We start from the raw sequence: 17,453 nt of genomic DNA on the forward strand, positions 1-17,453 counted from the left end.
GCACTTCACGCTGGGCAGGCATGGGTGACGGCAGGACGCGGCGCAACACGCCGCCGCAACGACAGCAGCGCGACGCACCGGACGGGTCGCACGCCGACGGGCAGTTCGACCTGTTCGGCGGGCCACCCGACGACGCGCGCGCGGCTGCGCCCGCGGATGACGACGACCCTGCCGGCCCCGGCGAACGCGTGACGCCGCACGAGCACGACGCGGCGCGGCCGGCAAGGCCGCCTGCGCACGCCAGCCGTGCATCGCCCCGCCCTTCCTCCGACGAGGAACCGGAACCGCCTCCCGCCTCCGGCCTGCTGTGGGACGAACCGTCCCCGCCGGCCGCGCCGCCGAAGAAGGGCCAGCGCCGGCGCGGCGTGCCGCCCGCGCCGGTTTCCGCGGACGTCGCCGAAGCGGCCGCCGCCCTGCCGCCGAATGTGCGGCTCGGCACGTCGTCGTGGTATTTCCCCGGCTGGGACGGCATCGTCTATGACGGCGATTTCGCGCAGACGAAACTGTCGCGCGAGGGACTCGAGGCGTACGGCGCGCATCCGCTGCTGAAGAGCGTGAGTCTCGACCGGTCGTTCTACGGCCCGCTGTCGGTGGCCGACTACCTGCGCTACGCGCAGCAGGTGCCGGACGACTTCCGCTTCGTCGTGAAGGCGCCGGCGTCCGTCACCGACGCGGTCGTGCGCGGCCGGCGCGGCGAACCGTCGGGCCCGAACCCGACCTTTCTCGACGCGCTGCTCGCCACCCGGGAATTCGTGCAGCCGTGCCTCGAAGGGCTCGGCAGGAAGGCCGGCGTGCTGGTGTTCCAGTTTTCGCCGATGCCCGATCAACTGCTCGCCGAACCGGCCGCGCTGATCGACCGGCTGTCGGCGTTCTTCGCGGCGCTGCCGCCGCTGCCGCCGGACGCCGACGGCACGCGCTACGCGATCGAGATCCGCGACGCGAGCCTGCTCACGCCGCGCTTCATCCGCGCGCTCGCGGCGCTGGGTGTGCGCTACTGCGTCGGCCTGCATGCGCGGATGCCGGACCCGCTGCGCCAGGCCGCCGCGCTCGCGCTGCTCGACGGCGATGCGCCGGGCCCGCTGATCGTGCGCTGGAGCCTGCATGGCGGGTTCAAGTACGAACAGGCGAAAGCGAAGTACGAGCCGTTCGACAAGCTCGTCGACGAGGATCCGGCCACGCGCTCCGCGCTCGCCGAGCTGGCCGCGCGCTACGCGCTGGCCGGACAGCCGGTGATCATCACGATCAACAACAAGGCGGAAGGCTCCGCGCCGCTGTCGTGCCTCGCGCTTGCACGCGAGATCGCCGCCGCGTGCGCGCACTGGCGCAGCGAGGCGGCGTAGGGGTCGGCGGCGGTAGGGTGCCGGCGCCGCTTGCGGGCTTGCGGGCTTGCGGGCTTGCGGGCTTGCGGGCTTGCGGGCTTGCGGGCTTGCAGGCTTGCAGGCTTGCAGGCTTGCAGGCTTGCAGGCTTGCGGGCCGATTACGCGCCGCCGCGCAGCGACTTCAGCCGGTGCGAGAACTTCTGGCGGAATTTCGCGAGCTTCGGCCCGATCACGACCGAGCAGTAGCCCTGCCCCGGATTGCGTGCGTAATAGTTCTGGTGATAGTCCTCGGCCGGCCAGTAGTTGCCGTCGAGCGGCACGACCTGCGTGACGATCGGCTGCCTGAACACGTGCTCGCGCTCCAGTTCGCGGATCACGTCGAGCGCGATGTCGCGCTGCTCGTCCGAATGCGTGAACACGACCGAACGGTACTGCGTGCCGACGTCGTTTCCTTGCCGGTTCAGCTGGGTCGGATCGTGCGTCGCGAAGAAGATCTCGAGGATCTCGCGATAACCGATGCGCGCCGGATCGAACGTCACGTTCACGACCTCCGCGTGACCGGTGTCGCCGTCGCACACATCGCGATAGCCGGGATTGCGCGTATGGCCGCCCGCATAGCCCGACTGGACGGCCGTCACGCCGTCGACGTCGAGAAACACGGCCTCCGTGCACCAGAAGCACCCGCCGCCCACGGTCGCGGTTTCAAGCATCTCGTTCACCATGAAATCATTACCTCGTTGATGACGGCGGCCCGCACGCAGGCACGCGCCGGCGCCGCCGGTCCGTATCGCCGCCGCGCCGGTTGCCCGGCGCGAAGCGGCACGCGTTCAAGTATCTCACTCGCGCACGAATCCGGCAGAAACGCACGCGCGCCGCGCACCACCGGCTGCCCGTTTCTCGACTACACTTAGGCACGCTTCGCCGCGACGGCACACCGTCCGGCTGCACGCAGCGTCCGATGCATGCCCGCCCTGATGCCAACATCATCTGCCGGAACATCGATATGCATGCCTTCGCAGATACCGTCCACCTTGCGGGCCCGACGACCGGCGCCCCGCGCGCCATCGCTTCCACCGCACCATTGCGTCGCGATGTGTCCGTTGCGCCGCATGCGCGGCGATCCGCTGCACCACGCTTCCCCGCTGTCCCGACCTGATGCACTGCACCGCGCGTCCTCCAACGCAGGCGGCCGCCGGCGCATTCGCATCTCGCAACCGTTCGACCCGCACGCCCGCAGCGAACGGCCATGCGTCCGTGATCCGATACAACCGAGAGAGGCACTACGATGAGCATGCGGCCTGACCCGACATTTCACGCTTCGCCGGAACTCGCGATGCAGGCGCCGGCGGAAGAATTTGCCTATACGTTGTTGCTGAGCCCCGATTTTTCCAGACCCGACGCGCTCGCCGTGATCGACGTGAAGCCCGGCTCGGCGACCTACGGCAAGATCGTGCACACGGTGACGATGCCGAACACCGGCGACGAGTTTCACCACTTCGGCTGGAATGCGTGTTCGTCGTCGCTGTCGCCGCTTACCGGCCATGCGTTTCTCGAGCGTCGCTTCCTGATCATCCCCGGCCTGCGCTCGTCGCGCATCTACGTGATCGACACGAAGCCGCACCCGACGCAGGCGCGCATCCACAAGATCATCGAGCCCGACGAGATCTTCGCGAAGACCGGCTATTCGCGCCCGCATACGGTCCATTGCGGCCCCGAGGGCATCTACGTGAGCACGCTCGGCGGCGCGGGCAAGGACGGCACCGACGGTGCGCCCGGTATCTTCATCATGGACTGCGAGACCTTCGACGTGCTCGGCCGCTGGGAAATCGACCGCGGCCCGCAGGACAAGCATTACGACTTCTGGTGGAACCTGCCGCGCGACTACATGGTGTCGAGCGAATGGGCGCTGCCGCCGCAATTCGAGAACGGCATCGTGCCGGAAGACCTGCTCGCGAACCGCTATGGCCACCGGCTGCATTTCTGGGATCTGCGCGCGCGGCGCAACGTGCAGACGATCGATCTCGGCGCGCAGCACCAGATGGCGCTCGAGGTGCGGCCCGCGCACGATCCGGTGCGCGAATACGGGTTCGTCGGCGTCGTGGTCGACACGACCAATCTCGAAGGATCGATCTGGACCTGGTGGCGCGAGGACGGCCAGTTCCATGTGAAGAAGACCGCAACGATCCCGCCCGAGCCGGCCGCGGCCGACGAATTGCCGCCGCTGCTGAAAGGGTTCGGCGCGGTGCCGCCGCTCGTGACCGACATCGACCTGTCGCTCGACGACCGTTTCCTGTACGTGTCGTGCTGGGGCACGGGCGAGATGCGCCAGTACGACGTGTCGGATCCGCATCACCCGGTGCTCGCGGGGTCGGTACGCATCGGCGGGATCGTGCACCGCGCGCCGCACACGAACGGCCGCGCATTCGCGGGCGGCCCGCAGATGGTCGAGATCAGCCGCGACGGCCGGCGCGTGTACTGGACCAACTCGCTCTACTCGACGTGGGACGACCAGTTCTATCCGGACGGCGTGCCAGCCGCACAGGTGCTCGCGCATGCGGGGCCGGACGGCGGGCTGACGCTCGCCGACAACTACTGGGTCGACTTCCCCGACGGCTATCGCGCGCACCAGATCCGGCTCGAAGGCGGCGACTGCTCGACCGACTCGTTCTGCTATCCGTCGGTCAAGCGTTGAGCACCGGCCTCTCCGCGCCGCTCGCGCTGTGGGCGGCCGTGCTCGCGAGCGGCGTCTATCACGGGCTCAATCCGGCGATGGGCTGGCCGCTCGCGGTGTCGAACGCGCTGATGACGCGCCGCATCGGCGCGCTCGTCGCGGCGCTCGGCTATCTCGCGCTCGGTCATGCGCTCGCGGTATTCATGGTGATGCTGCCGTTCGGGCTGCTCGCCGCGTTGCTCGCGTGGCAGTCGGCGATCCGGATCGGCGCGAGCGCGCTCGTGATCGGCTTCGGCGCCGTGCTGCTGATCCGGCGGCGCCATCCGCGTGCGCTCGCGCGGATTCCGCCCGCGCGGCTCGGGCTGTGGTCGTTCGCGGTCGCACTCGCGCACGGCGCGGGCCTGATGCTGGTGCCGATCTATCTCGGGCTCTGCGGGCTCGACCGGGACGCCGGCCATCGCGCGGCGGCCACGCTCGTCGACGCGCATCTCGGCATGGCGCTCGTCGTCGCGGCCGTGCACGCCGCCGCGATGATCGGCGCGGGCGGCGTGCTCGCGTGGCTCGTGTACCGCTATCTCGGGCTGAAGTTCGTTGCGCGGAGCTGGTTCAACCTCGACGCGGTGTGGGCGTCGAGCCTGATCCTGACGGGCGCGCTGTCGCTCGGGCTGGCGGCGGCGCGGTAGCGTCCGGCGTGCGGCGCCCGGCACGGCCGCGGATGGCGCATGGCAAAACGCGACGGAACGGCCGTTCCGCGGCAATTGCAGCGCCGCACGGCAGTGTTCGCTACCGCACGCTCGCCCCGCAATGCGCCGTCCGCACGGGCCCGGCGGTCGCGATTCCGCTAAAATCGGGCCATGCGCACCACTTCCCAACCGACCGCCCCGGCCTTGCCGCCTTTCGTCCGCCGCGCCCGTTGCATCCGCCGCGCGCCGCGCCCGTCCGTTTCGTTCCGGATGGCCGCCCGATGAACCACGCCACCCCGCCGGATTTCGATGCGGCCGCATTCCGCCAGGCGCTCGGCCAGTTCGCGACGGGCGTGACCGTCATCACGACGCAAGCGCCGTCCGGGCAACTGATCGGCATCACCGCGAGCTCGTTCAACTCGGTGTCGCTCGATCCGCCGCTCGTGCTGTGGAGCCTCGCGCACAAATCGGCGTCGACACCTGTGTTCCGCAGCAACAGCCATTACGTGGTGAACGTGCTCGCGGCATCGCAGCTCGACCTGTGCAAGCGCTTCTCGACCTACAAGGGCGACCGCTTCGAGGGAATCGCGCATGCGGCCGGCAACTCGGGCATGCCGGTGCTCGACGGTGCGCTCGCATGGTTCGAATGTCACAACCGCAGCCGCTACGACGAAGGCGATCACGTGATCTTCGTCGGCGAAGTGGAACGCTGCGGCGTGCGCGCCGTGTCGGACACCGCGCCGCCGCTCGTGTTCCACGGCGGCGGCTTCCACGGCCTCACACCGCTTTGATCGCCCCGGTGCGCGCCAGCCCGACCGGCGCGCCCGCTTCGTCCTTCAGCGTCTGCAGCACGATGTTCGAACGGATGTCCATCACGCCCGGCGCCTTGTAGAGCCGGTTCAGCACGAAATCCGAATAGTGCTTGAGGTTGTGCGCGAGCACGCGCAGCAGATAGTGGCTCTCGCCCGTCACGACGAACGCGCCGACCACCTCCGGCCATTCGCGCAGCGCTTCCGCGAAGCGCTCGTGCCATTGATTCTCTTCGTTGCGCATCGACACCTGCACGAACGCCTCGAGCTCGAAGCCGAGCTTCTCGCGGCTCAGGCACGCGCGATAGTGCTCGATTACGCCCTGCTCCTCGAGCAGGCGCATCCGGCGCAGGCAGGCCGACGGCGAAAGCGAGATGCGTTCGGCCAGGTCGAGATTGCTGATTCTGCCCTCCTCCTGCAGTACCGCCAGAATCCGGCAGTCGGTGGCATCGAGCGTGATCGCGTGCATTTTTGATCCCCGTTTTCCGTCTGATTCGAATTATCTGCCAATCCAGCGGATTGTCCATGTTTATTTCGCAAGCACTTTCTGCGAGCGTCCACCTATCATTCGAAGCATCGATTCACCGATTCGACATGCCATGGACACACTCTGGGACATCTCGCCGCCCGTCAGCCCCGCCACCCCCGTGTGGCCGGGCGATACGCCGGTTTCCGTCGAACGCGTGTGGCGGATGGAGGCCGGCTCGCCGGTCAACGTCGCGCGCCTGACGCTGTCGCCGCACACGGGCGCGCACTGCGACGCGCCGCTGCACTACGACGCCGACGGCGCGCCGATCGGCGCGGTGCCGCTCGACACCTATCTCGGCCCGTGCCGCGTGATCCACTGCATCGGCGCGTCGCCGCTCGTGCGCCCGGCCGACATCGAGGCCGCGCTCGACGGCGTGCCGCCGCGCGTGCTGCTGCGCACCTATGCGCGCGCCAGCATCGAGCAATGGGACAGCGGCTTCTGCGCGGTCGCGCCCGAGACCGTCGACCTGCTCGCCGAGCACGGCGTGAAGCTGATCGGCATCGACACGCCGTCGCTCGATCCGCAGGAATCGAAGACCATGGACGCGCATCACCGCGTGCGCGCCCACCGGATGGCGATCCTCGAAGGGATCGTGCTCGACGACGTGCCGCCCGGCGACTACGAGCTGATCGCGCTGCCGCTGAAGCTCGCGACGCTCGACGCGAGCCCCGTGCGTGCGGTGCTGCGCGCGCTGCCCGGCCACTCATCCTGATTACCCGAACCACTTACCCGACAGACATCATGATCAAGACCCGTGAAGACGCGCTCGCCCTCGATCGCGACGACTCGCTCGCCGCACTGCGCGACCAGTTCGCGCTGCCCGACGGCGTGATCTACCTCGACGGCAACTCGCTCGGCGCGCAGCCGCGCGCATCGGCCGCCCGCGCGCAACAGGTAATCGGCGCCGAATGGGGCGAAGGCCTGATCCGCAGCTGGAACACCGCCGGCTGGTTCGCGCTGCCGCGCCGCCTCGGCGACAAGCTCGCGACGTTGATCGGCGGCGCACCCGGCGAGACCGTCGTGACCGACACCATCTCGATCAACCTGTTCAAGCTGCTGTCGGCGATGGTGCGCCACCAGGCCGAGCGCGCGCCGGAGCGCCGCGTGATCGTGTCGGAGCGCTCGAACTTCCCGACCGACCTGTACATCGCGCAAGGACTGATCGAACAGCTCGGCGGCGGCTACGAGCTGCGCCTGATCGACGATCCGGCGGACCTGCCCGGCGCGCTCGGCGCGGACACGGCCGTCGCGATGATCACGCACGTGAACTACCGTACCGGCTACATGCACGACATGCCGGCCGTCACGCAGCTCGTGCACGACGCGGGCGCGCTGATGCTGTGGGATCTCGCTCACTCGGCCGGCGCGGTGCCGGTCGACCTGAACGCCGCGCATGCGGACGGCGCGGTCGGCTGCACGTACAAGTACCTGAACGGCGGCCCCGGTTCGCCAGCGTTCGTGTGGGTGCCGCGACGCCATCACGCACATTTCTCGCAGCCGCTGTCGGGCTGGTGGGGCCACCGCGCACCGTTCGCGATGCAGCCGGGCTTCGCGCCCGATCCGGGCATCGCGCGCTTCCTGTGCGGCACGCAGCCGATCGTGTCGATGTCGATGGTCGAATGCGGGCTCGACGTGTTCCTGCAGACCGACATGCACGCGATCCGCCGCAAGTCGCTCGCGCTGACCGACGCGTTCATCGCGCTCGTCGAGCAACGCTGCGCGGGGTTGTCGCTGAAGCTCGTCACGCCGCGCGCGCATCACCAGCGCGGCTCGCAGGCGAGCTTCGAGCATCCGCACGGCTACGAGGTGATGCAGGCGCTGATCGCGCGCGGCGTGATCGGCGACTACCGAGAGCCGTACGTGCTGCGCTTCGGCTTCACGCCGCTCTATACGCGCTTCGTCGACGTGTGGGATGCCGTCGAGACGCTGCGCGACATCCTCGCCACCGATGCGTGGAAGGCACCCGAGTTCGCCGAGCGCGGCGCGGTGACCTGATCGACATCGCCCGGCGCGCGCAGGCCGCGCGCCGCACCCCCGTCATTCAAATCTGGAGAGAGTCGTGAATTCTGGTCATATGCAGCTACCCGGCGACGATGCGCCGGCGGGCTGCCCGTTCTCGGGCGCACGCGCGGCCCAACCCGCTCATGAAGCGCCGCACGTGCCGGGCGATGCCGCGGGCGAAGCCGGCTGGCACAACGCGCAGCTCGATTTTTCGAAGTCGATGAGCTATGGCGACTACCTGTCGCTGAACGCGATCCTCGATGCACAGCATCCGCTGTCGCCCGATCACAACGAGATGCTGTTCATCATCCAGCATCAGACGAGCGAGCTGTGGATGAAGCTCGCCCTCTTCGAGCTGCGCGGCGCGCTCGACGCGGTGCGCGGCGACGCGCTGCCGCCCGCGTTCAAGATGCTCGCGCGCGTGTCGCGGATTCTCGAGCAGCTCGTGCAGGCGTGGAACGTGCTGTCGACGATGACGCCTTCCGAGTATTCGGCAATGCGGCCGTACCTCGGCCAGTCGTCGGGCTTCCAGTCGTACCAGTACCGGCAGCTCGAATTCCTGCTCGGCAACAAGAACGTGCAGATGCTGCAGCCGCATGCGCACCGGCCCGACATCCTCGAGCAGGTGCGCGCGACGCTCGAGGCGCCGTCGTTCTACGACGAGGTCGTGCGCCTGCTCGCGCGGCGCGGCTTCCCGATCGCGCCCGAGCGGCTCGAGCGCGACTGGACGCAGCCGATGCGGCATGACGAAACGGTCGAAGCCGCGTGGCTCGAGGTCTATCGTCATCCGCAGCAGCACTGGGAGCTTTACGAGATGGCCGAGGAACTCGTCGATCTCGAGGATGCGTTCCGCCAGTGGCGCTTCCGTCACGTGACGACCGTCGAGCGCATCATCGGCTTCAAGCAGGGCACGGGCGGCACCAGCGGCGCGCCGTATCTGCGCAAGATGCTTGACGTCGTGCTGTTCCCCGAGCTGTGGCACGTGCGCACCACGCTGTAACGCGCTATTCGCCCCGAGCCTGCCCGCCGTCATGACGACGTGCGGGCCGGTTCTTCCCCTTTGCGCGGCAATGCCCGTTCGCCGTCGGCCGTCATCATGCGGATCGTGCCGGCACCGTGCGAGCGCACGGGCCCGGCCCCGACGAGATCGTCGCGATTCCGGCGCGCCGCTGGGAAGATCGCAGCCATATCGTTGCGGCACCGCACCATCCATTGCGCGCGCTCAGCGCGTTCCGGCGCCGCCACGGGATCCTGCCGGTGCCGGCCGGCGAGCAGCTCGACGAACTCGTCACGCTGACACGCGATGAGCGCGAAGGATGCTCACGCCTCCCCGCCTGTCCCGACTGCCCCGACTGCTTCCGCGCAACGCACCCGGCGCCGCAGCGCACCATCGAAATGCCGTGTCGCCACCTTGACTTTCGCCCGCCCGAATACGATCATTCGCTCACATGAAGAGCAAATGATCGTATTCGACAGCGCGGATCGCGAGTGCTGAAGCCAGGCCGAGCGCGATCCGATCGCGACAGGAGACACCGGATGACCGAATCGCCCTCCGAACGCACGCCCGTGCTGCTGCACATCGGCGCAGGCTCGTTCCACCGCGCGCACCAGGCGTGGTATCTGCATCGCGTGAACGCGGCCGTGCCGGCCGGCGAACGCTGGTCGCTGACCGTCGGCAACATCCGCGACGACATGCACGCGACGATGGACGCGCTCGCCGCGCAGCACGGCGCATACACGCTCGAAACCGTCACGCCGCAAGGCGAGCGCGCGTACGAGACGATCCGTGCGATCTCGCGCGTGCTGCCGTGGTCGATCGACCTCGCTGCGCTGATCGACGCCGGTGCCGACCCGGCGTGCCGGATCGTATCGTTCACCGTCACCGAAGGCGGCTACTACCTCGACGAGCACAACCGGCTCGACCTCGCGAACACGGATCTCGCAGCCGACCTGCAGGGCGCGCGCACGACGCTGTACGGCGCGCTCGCGGCGCTGCTCGCCGAACGCGTGACGCGCGGCGCGGGCCCGCTCACGCTGCAGAGCTGCGACAACCTGCGCAACAACGGCGCGCGCTTTCGCGCGGGGATGCGCGAATTCCTCGAACGGCGCGGCGAAACGGATCTGCTCGCGTGGTTCGATGCGAACGTCGCGACACCCAGCGCGATGGTCGACCGCATCACGCCGCGCCCGACCGCCGACGTGCGCGAACGCGTGCGCGCGGCCACCGGCATCGACGACGCGTGCCCGGTGATGGGCGAATCGTTCATCCAGTGGGTGATCGAAGACCGCTTCGCGGCCGGCCGGCCGCGCTGGGAGCTGGCCGGCGCGGAACTGGTCGACGACGTGCACCCGTACGAGGAAGCGAAGATCCGCGTCCTCAACGCGACGCACAGCTGCATCGCATGGGCCGGCACGCTCGCGGGCTACACGTACATCCACGAAGGCACGCACGACGCGGCGATCCGCCGCTTCGCGCACGACTACGTGACGCAGGACGTGATCCCGTGCCTCAGCCCGAGCCCGCTCGACCTCGAACGCTATCGCGACGTCGTGCTCGAACGCTTCGGCAACCCGTACGTGCTCGACACGAACCAGCGCGTCGCGGCCGACGGCTTCTCGAAGATTCCCGGCTTCATCGCGCCGACGCTCGTCGAATCGTTCGCGCGCGGCGCGGCGCCGGTCGCCACCGCCGTGTTGCCGGCGCTGTTCCTGCGTTTTCTCGAGCGCTGGGCGCGCGGCTTGCTGCCGTATGCGTACCAGGACGGCGTGATGGACGACGGCGCCGCACGGGCGATCGTCGAGGCCGACGACCCGGTCGTCGCGCTGTGCGCGAGCCGCGCGCTGTGGGGCTCGCTCGCCGGCAACGCGGCGCTGTTCGACGCGCTGCGCGCCGGGCTCGCCCGCGTCGACGCATGGCTCACGCAGCGCTGATGCGCTGCCCCGGGCCGGGCCCGGCGGCCGGCCGCTCGCAAGCGGCCGCGCATCCGGGCGAACCTGCGTTGGCATGCGCGCGTGCGTGCGGCTAAAGTAGCGGCTCCTCACTGACGGAACGGATCGCTCATGTATCTCGGCATCGACCTCGGCACCTCGGAAGTGAAGGTGCTGCTGCTGGCCCCGGACGGCACCGTGGTCGGCACCGCGGGCACGCCGTTCAACGTGTCGCGGCCGCACCCGCGCTGGGCGGAACAGCATCCGGACGACTGGTGGCAAGGCACGCTCGCCGCGCTGGCGGCGCTGCGCGAACGGCACCGCCAAGCGTTCGCGCAGGTGCGCGGAATCGGCCTGTCGGGCCAGATGCATGGCGCAGTGCTGCTCGGCCGCGACGATCGCGTGCTGCGCCCCGCGATCCTGTGGAACGACATGCGCAGCGCCGACGAATGCGCGCTGCTCACCGAGCGCGCACCCGATCTGCACGCGCTGGCCGGCAACCTCGCGATGCCCGGCTTCACCGCGCCGAAACTGCTGTGGGTCGCGAAGCACGAACCCGACGTGTTCGCCGCGACCGCGTGCGTGCTGATGCCGAAAGACTACCTGCGCTTCCGGCTCACCGGCGCGAAAGTCTCCGACCCGTCCGATGCGGCCGGCACGCTGTGGCTCGACGTCGCGCGCCGCGACTGGTCCGACGCGCTGCTCGCCGCATGCGACATGACGCGCGACCAGATGCCGCGCATCGTCGAAGGCAACGCGCCGTCCGGCACGCTGCGCGCGGACGTCGCGCGCGCACTCGGGCTGTCGGAGGCCGTCGTGGTGGCGGGCGGCGGCGGCGACAACGCGACGAGCGCGCTCGGCATCGGCGCGATCCACGCGGGCGACGGCTTCGTATCGCTCGGCACGTCGGGCGTGCTGAGCGTGGTCGGCGACCGCTTCATGCCGAATCCCGCATCGGCCGTGCACGCGTTCTGTCATGCGATCCCCGATCGCTGGCAACTGATGAGCGTCGTGCTGTCGGCCGCGAGTTGCCTGCGCTGGGTCTGCAAGCTGACCGGCACCGACGAGCCGGCGCTGCTCGCCGAAATCGAGGCACTCGACGCGGACGCGCTCGCGACGGCGCCGCTGTTCCTGCCCTACCTGTCCGGCGAACGCACGCCGCACAACGATCCGTATGCGCAGGGCGTGTTCTTCGGAATGACGCATGCGACCGAGCGCGCGCATCTCGGCTATGCGGTGCTCGAAGGCGTGACGCTCGGCCTCGCCGACGGCCTCGACGCGCTGCACACGGCCGGCGTCGAAACCGACCGGCTGTCGCTGATCGGCGGCGGCGCGCGCAGCGCGTTCTGGGCGCAGCTGATCGCCGACGCGCTGAACGTGCGCACGCGCCAGCACGGCGGCGGCGAAACCGGTGCGGCGCTCGGCGCGGCGCGCCTGGGCTGGCTCGCCGTGGGCGGCGATCCGCATGCGGTGCTGACCAAGCCGCCGGTGCGCGCCGAATACGCGCCCGACGCCGCGCGCCACGCGCTGCTGCGCGAGCGCCTCGACGCGTTTCGCGCGCTGTATCGCCACGTGCGCCCGCTTTACGAACCGTCGCGCGCGCGGCTCGCGTAAGCGCCCCGCAGCGGCGTGCAGCGGCCGTCGGCCGCGCGCCCGGCATGCGTTACAGTGGATGCCGTGGCGCCACCTGACGGCCGGCCCAGATCCGAACCGAACCGCTATCGTGTCCAAGTCCTCAGAAAAACTCGATCTCGCCACGCGTGCCGCGTGGCTTTACTACGTCGCGGGCGACACGCAGAACGAAATCGCCGAGAAGCTCCAGGTGTCGCGCCCGGTCGCGCAGCGCCTCGTCGCGTTCGCGGTCGAGAAGAACCTGATCCGCGTGCGCGTCGATCACCAGCTCGCCGACTGCCTCGATCTCGGCGCGCAATTGTCGAAACGCTACGGGCTCGCGATGTGCGAAGTCGTGCCGGTCGATGCCGACGCACCCGAAGCGATCGACCGCAAGCTCGCGGTCGCCGGCGCGCAGGTGATGGAGCGCTACCTGAACGAAACGCGGCCGATGGTGATCGCGGTCAGCAGCGGCCGGACGCTGAAGGCGGCGGTCGCGCAGATCGCGCAGATCGAGCGGCCGCAGCACCGGCTCGTGTCGATGGTCGGCGCGATCGCGGCCGACGGCTCGTCGAACCGCTACGACGTCGCGCAATACATCTCCGAGAAGACGGGCAGCAAGCACTTCCTGCTGCCCGCGCCGCTGTTCGCCGACAGCGACGCCGAGCGCGCCCAATGGTGCAATCACCGTCTGTACCGGATCGTCGATGCGCTGTCGGCGCATGCCGACGTCGCGTTCGTCGGGATCGGCAACATCGGCCCGCATTGCCCGCTCTACGAGGACGGCTTCATCACCGAACAGGAGCGCGACGAGATGACCACGCTCGGCGCGGTGGCCGAGCTGCTCGGCGTGCCGATCGATGCGCAGGGCAAACGGATCGACGTGTCGACGAGCGCGCGCGTGACGAGCGTCGCGCTCGACACGCCGCCGAAGCGTCCGACGATCGCGTTCGCGGGCGGCCCGAAGAAGCGCGACGCGGTGATCGCCGCGCTGCGCGGCGGATGGCTGTCGGGGCTCGTCACCGACGAGACCTGCGCGCGCGCGGCGCTCGAAGCGAAGGCGGCCTGACGCCACCGAACGCTCGGACACGCACGGCGCGCGGCGCGAGCGTCGCCCCCCATCCTGCCGCACCCGGCAGGCGCGACGAGCGCGCGCACTGCCGGGCGCTCATACGTCACGCCGCCTTCGCGTGCGCACTCAGCCGCCGGAACGCCTGACCCTGCTCGTCGAACAAGTGGCAGTGCTCGGCCTGCGCATGCACGTGCAGCGCTTCGCCGGTGCGGTACGTGTCGAGCGGCGGAATCCGCGCGATCAGCCCGTCCGGTGCGACCGCCGACTCCGCATACAGATACGCGGCATCGCCGAGCGATTCGACGGCCATCGTCCGTGCGGCGACGCCGGTCGCCGCCGGCTCCACCAGCAGATGCTCGGGCCGCACGCCGACGGTCACGACCGCGCCGCGCTGCAGCCCCGCCGCATCGACCGCGACGCGCTGCGTCTCGCCGCTGCCGAAGCGCACCAGCACGCCGGTCGCATCGGCCGACTCGACCGTGCCTGTCAGGAAGTTCATCTTCGGCGAGCCGATGAAGCCCGCGACGAACTGGTTCGCCGGCGCGTGATACAGCGCGTTCGGCGTGCCGACCTGCTGCACCGCGCCGCCCGACAGCACGACGATCTTGTCGGCGAGCGTCATCGCCTCGACCTGGTCGTGCGTCACGTAGATCATCGTCGTCTTCAGCTCGTCGTGCAGCCGCGCGAATTCCAGCCGCATCTTCACGCGCAGTGCCGCGTCGAGGTTCGACAACGGTTCGTCGAACAGGAACACCTTCGGCTTGCGCGTGATCGCGCGGCCGATCGCGACGCGCTGCCGCTGGCCGCCCGATAGCTGCTTCGGCTTGCGGTCGAGCAGGTGGTCGATGTGCAGGATCTTCGCGGCCTGCTTCACCGCCTGGTCGATCTCGGGCTTCTTCGCGCCGGCGAGCTTCAGGCCGAACGCCATGTTGTCATACAGCGTCATGTGCGGGTACAGCGCATACGACTGGAACACCATCGCGATGCCGCGCTTCGCGCTCGGCACGTCGTTGACTTTCGCGCCGTCGATCAGCAGGTCGCCGCTCGAGATGTCCTCGAGCCCGGCGATCATCCGCATCAGCGTGGATTTGCCGCAGCCGCTCGGCCCGACGAACACGACGAATTCGCCGTCGGCGATGTCGAGGTTCACGTTGCGCAGCACTTCGGTGTCGTCGTAGCGCTTCGCGATGTTGCGCAGGAGCACGCTTGCCATGGTCTGTCTCCGTTCGTTCGTGATGCGCCGCGTTCGACGCGGCGCGCAATCGTTGCTAGTTCGGCAGCACGGCGCCCGTCGCCTGCCAGCGCGCGACGTAGCCGGGCAGCTCGTGCATGTCGTCGAATACGTGACGCGCGCCGATCCCGCGCAGCGCGTCGATCTGCGCGGCCGATGCGTGCCCGCCGCCAACGAAGCCGAGCACGGTCATGCCGGCCGCGGCGGCCGCGGTGATGCCGGTCGCGCTGTCCTCGACGACGAGGCATTGCGCGGGCACCGCGCCGAGCGCGTGGGCGGCCGCGAGATACACGTCGGGCGCGGGCTTCGGCCGCGCGACGGCATCCGCGCAGAACAGCCGGTCGCCGAAGAAGCGCGCGAGGCCGGTGCGCGCGAGCGCCGCCTCGACGTACGCGCGATAGCTGTTGCTCGCGCATGCCGTCGTCAGGCCGATCGCCGCGAGTGCCGTGTCGATGCCGTCGACCATCGGCGCGTTGACGGCCGCCGCCTCGACCGCGCGGCGGATCGCGTCGACGTCGTCGGCCGACAGCGCGCGGCCGACGGCCTCGCCCGCGCCGGCCAGCACCCGCTCGATGCGCAGCCCGAGCAGCGGCATCACGGCCGGCCGCGCGTCGACGCCCGGCCAGCGCGTGTCGAGCTCGCGCACGATCACGTCGGCGGCGACGGCCTCGCTGTCGATCAGTACCCCGTCGCAATCGCAGATCAGCACGTTCAAGCCGTGGCCCACCACCGCACCTTTGCCGGCCGCCCTCATTTGACCGCCCCGAACGTGAGCCCGCGCACGAGCTGCTTCTGCGACAGCCAGCCGACGATCAGGATCGGCGCGACCGCGAGCAGCGAAGCAGCGGACAGCTTTGCCCAGAACAACCCTTCCGGACTCGAGTACGACGCGATGAACACGGTCAGCGGCGCAGCGTTCGAGCTCGACAGGTTGATGCTCCAGAACGCCTCGTTCCACGACAGGATCACGAGCAGCAGCGCGGTGGACGCGAGCCCCGGCAGCGCCATCGGCATCAGCAGGTAGACGATCTCCTGCCACGTCGACGCGCCGTCGATGCGCCCCGCTTCGAGAATGTCCTTCGGAATCTCGTTGAAGTACGTGAAGGTCATCCACACCGCGATCGGCAGGTTGATCAGCGTGTACACGATCACGAGGCCCGACACGGTATCGAGCAGCCCCGCGTTCTTCCACAGCAGGTAGATCGGCACGAGCACGCCGACCGACGGCATCATCTTGGTCGACAGCATCCACAGCAGCACCTTCTGCGTGCGGTGGTTCGGGAAGAACGCCATCGCGTAGGCGGCCGGCACCGCAAGCAGCAGCGAGATCACCGTGACGCCGGCCGAGATCAGCACCGAGTTCCACGCGAACGCGAAGTAGTTGCTGCGCGCGAACACCTCGCGGAAGCTGTCGAGCGTCGGCACGAAGAACAGCGTCGACGCATACGCCTGCTGCTCGGTCTTGAACGCGGTGATCGCCATCCAGAAGATCGGGAAGAACAGCAGCAGCGCGATCAGCCACGCCAGCGCGCCGGGCAGCGCGCGCCGCGCGAGGTCGAACGGGGCCGGCGCACGCCGGCCTTCGAAAGTCAGGTCGCTCATTTTTCGTACTCTCCCTTCAGGTTGCGCGCGAGCATCCGCACGAGGAAGAACGACACGACGTTCGCGACCACGACGGCGATGATGCCGCCCGCGGATGCGAGGCCGACGTCGAACTGCTGCAGGCCGAGCGCGTAGATCAGGTACGACAGGTTGGTCGTCGCATCGCCCGGGCCGCCGCCCGTCGTCGTGTAGATCTCCGCGAAGATCGACAGCAGGAAGATCGTCTCCATCATCACGACCACCGCGATCGCGCGCTTCAGGTGCGGCAGCGTGATGTAGAAGAACATCGCGATCGGGCCGGCGCCGTCGATGCGCGCGGCTTCCTTCTGCTCCTGGTCGAGCGACTGGATCGCGGTGAACAGGATCAGGAACGCGAACGGCAGCCACTGCCACGCGACGATCATGATCACGGCGGTGAGCGGGTAATCGGCGAACCAATCGACCGGCGTCATCCCGAACGCGCGCATCGCGTTCGCGACGAGCCCGTACACCGGATGCAGGATCATGTTCTTCCAGATCAGCGCGGCGACCGTCGGCATCACGAAGAACGGCGCGATCGCGAGCAGGCGCGCCACGCCCTGCCCGTAGAACTTGCGGTCGAACAGCACGGCCATCAGCACGCCGCCGACCACCGTGATCGCGAGCACCGCGCCGATCAGCACGAGCGTGTGCCAGATCGCGGGCAGGAACGACGGATCGGTCGCGAGGAAGCGGTAGTTGTCGAGGCCCGCGAAGCCCTTCACGTCCGGGTTCAGCAGGTTGTAGCGCGAGAACGAATACCAGATCGTCATCGCGAGCGGGATCGACATCCACAGCAGCAGCACCGCGACGGACGGCGACACGAGCCAGCTCGCGCCGCCGCGCGCGCGGCGCGGCGCGCCCGGCGGCGACGACGCGTCGCCGACCGACGACGCGTGGCTCAGGGGAAGACGTAAATGACGCATGATCGGAGTCCCTCCGGTTGAGGCGCGGGCGCGAACGGCCGGCCCGCCTTTCA

General features: G+C 69.3%; 16 protein-coding genes and 1 pseudogene. 11 read left to right on the top strand and 6 right to left on the bottom strand.

What is annotated here, in order from left to right:
- Positions 1 to 20 precede the first annotated feature (20 nt).
- Positions 21 to 1,340: a DUF72 domain-containing protein gene (locus AC1Z3W_RS33135; protein WP_483509325.1), complete on the top strand. Its 1,320-nt coding sequence runs from the start codon at positions 21 to 23 to the stop codon at positions 1,338 to 1,340.
- 137 nt (positions 1,341 to 1,477) lie between these two features.
- Here AC1Z3W_RS33135 and msrA read toward each other — a convergent pair whose 3' ends face one another.
- On the bottom strand, positions 1,478 to 2,041 hold the full coding sequence (msrA, locus tag AC1Z3W_RS33140; protein WP_175825057.1) for a peptide-methionine (S)-S-oxide reductase MsrA: 564 nt from the start codon (positions 2,039 to 2,041) through the stop codon (positions 1,478 to 1,480).
- Between the two features lie 563 nt (positions 2,042 to 2,604).
- Between msrA and AC1Z3W_RS33145 the strand changes: the two genes are divergently transcribed.
- The 3 genes from AC1Z3W_RS33145 (at position 2,605) to AC1Z3W_RS33155 (ending at position 5,464) form a co-directional block, all read left to right on the top strand.
- Positions 2,605 to 4,011: a selenium-binding protein SBP56-related protein gene (locus tag AC1Z3W_RS33145; RefSeq protein ID WP_483509326.1), complete on the top strand. Its 1,407-nt coding sequence runs from the start codon at positions 2,605 to 2,607 to the stop codon at positions 4,009 to 4,011.
- The gene (locus tag AC1Z3W_RS33150; RefSeq protein ID WP_124833684.1) at positions 4,008 to 4,673 is read left to right on the top strand and encodes a hypothetical protein; all 666 of its coding nucleotides are present in this window, start codon (positions 4,008 to 4,010) and stop codon (positions 4,671 to 4,673) included. The genes AC1Z3W_RS33145 and AC1Z3W_RS33150 overlap by 4 nt, the downstream gene beginning before the upstream one ends.
- Positions 4,674 to 4,954: 281 nt before the next feature.
- Positions 4,955 to 5,464: a flavin reductase family protein gene (locus tag AC1Z3W_RS33155; RefSeq protein WP_483509327.1), complete on the top strand. Its 510-nt coding sequence runs from the start codon at positions 4,955 to 4,957 to the stop codon at positions 5,462 to 5,464.
- Here AC1Z3W_RS33155 and AC1Z3W_RS33160 read toward each other — a convergent pair.
- Entirely contained in the window at positions 5,451 to 5,951 is a 501-nt protein-coding gene (locus tag AC1Z3W_RS33160) for an Lrp/AsnC family transcriptional regulator (RefSeq protein WP_006477992.1), read from the bottom strand. The two genes, AC1Z3W_RS33155 and AC1Z3W_RS33160, sit on opposite strands and share 14 nt — an antisense overlap.
- 130 nt (positions 5,952 to 6,081) lie before the next feature.
- Between AC1Z3W_RS33160 and kynB the strand changes: the two genes are divergently transcribed.
- From kynB to AC1Z3W_RS33195, 7 genes and pseudogenes are all read left to right on the top strand, one after another.
- Positions 6,082 to 6,723 carry an arylformamidase gene (gene kynB, locus AC1Z3W_RS33165; protein ID WP_483509328.1) on the top strand — a complete coding sequence of 214 codons (642 nt, stop codon included), beginning with the start codon at positions 6,082 to 6,084 and terminating at the stop codon, positions 6,721 to 6,723.
- Between the two features lie 29 nt (positions 6,724 to 6,752).
- Positions 6,753 to 8,006 carry a kynureninase gene (gene kynU, locus AC1Z3W_RS33170; protein WP_057929273.1) on the top strand — a complete coding sequence of 418 codons (1,254 nt, stop codon included), beginning with the start codon at positions 6,753 to 6,755 and terminating at the stop codon, positions 8,004 to 8,006.
- Between the two features lie 79 nt (positions 8,007 to 8,085).
- On the top strand, positions 8,086 to 9,012 hold the full coding sequence (kynA, locus tag AC1Z3W_RS33175) for a tryptophan 2,3-dioxygenase (protein ID WP_057929274.1): 927 nt from the start codon (positions 8,086 to 8,088) through the stop codon (positions 9,010 to 9,012).
- 89 nt (positions 9,013 to 9,101) lie between these two features.
- Positions 9,102 to 9,464: pseudogene (locus AC1Z3W_RS33180) on the top strand (hypothetical protein); the annotation flags it as partial.
- 84 nt (positions 9,465 to 9,548) lie between these two features.
- Entirely contained in the window at positions 9,549 to 10,943 is a 1,395-nt protein-coding gene (gene dalD / locus AC1Z3W_RS33185) for a D-arabinitol 4-dehydrogenase (RefSeq protein ID WP_483509329.1), read from the top strand.
- A 129-nt stretch (positions 10,944 to 11,072) separates the two neighbouring features.
- Positions 11,073 to 12,554 carry a xylulokinase gene (gene xylB, locus AC1Z3W_RS33190; protein ID WP_057929277.1) on the top strand — a complete coding sequence of 494 codons (1,482 nt, stop codon included), beginning with the start codon at positions 11,073 to 11,075 and terminating at the stop codon, positions 12,552 to 12,554.
- A 58-nt stretch (positions 12,555 to 12,612) separates the two neighbouring features.
- On the top strand, positions 12,613 to 13,620 hold the full coding sequence (locus tag AC1Z3W_RS33195; protein WP_057929278.1) for a sugar-binding transcriptional regulator: 1,008 nt from the start codon (positions 12,613 to 12,615) through the stop codon (positions 13,618 to 13,620).
- 106 nt (positions 13,621 to 13,726) lie between these two features.
- On the opposite strand, the gene AC1Z3W_RS33200 is transcribed toward AC1Z3W_RS33195, so the two are convergent.
- The 4 genes from AC1Z3W_RS33200 to AC1Z3W_RS33215 are packed head-to-tail and all read right to left on the bottom strand — an operon-like array spanning position 13,727 to position 17,400.
- The gene (locus tag AC1Z3W_RS33200) at positions 13,727 to 14,836 is read right to left on the bottom strand and encodes an ABC transporter ATP-binding protein (RefSeq protein ID WP_057929279.1); all 1,110 of its coding nucleotides are present in this window, start codon (positions 14,834 to 14,836) and stop codon (positions 13,727 to 13,729) included.
- A 55-nt stretch (positions 14,837 to 14,891) separates the two neighbouring features.
- Entirely contained in the window at positions 14,892 to 15,608 is a 717-nt protein-coding gene (locus AC1Z3W_RS33205; protein ID WP_057929280.1) for an HAD family hydrolase, read from the bottom strand.
- A complete protein-coding gene (locus AC1Z3W_RS33210; protein ID WP_057929281.1) occupies positions 15,605 to 16,456 on the bottom strand; it encodes a carbohydrate ABC transporter permease in 852 nt (283 codons plus the stop codon). The genes AC1Z3W_RS33205 and AC1Z3W_RS33210 overlap by 4 nt, the downstream gene beginning before the upstream one ends.
- Positions 16,453 to 17,400 (bottom strand): carbohydrate ABC transporter permease, encoded by a 948-nt coding sequence (locus tag AC1Z3W_RS33215; protein ID WP_057929282.1) that lies wholly within the window; start codon positions 17,398 to 17,400, stop codon positions 16,453 to 16,455. Before AC1Z3W_RS33215 ends, AC1Z3W_RS33210 begins: the two co-directional genes overlap by 4 nt.
- Positions 17,401 to 17,453: the final 53 nt, after the last annotated feature.

The sequence above is a fragment of the Burkholderia sp. 10_S31 genome, from assembly GCF_056930375.1.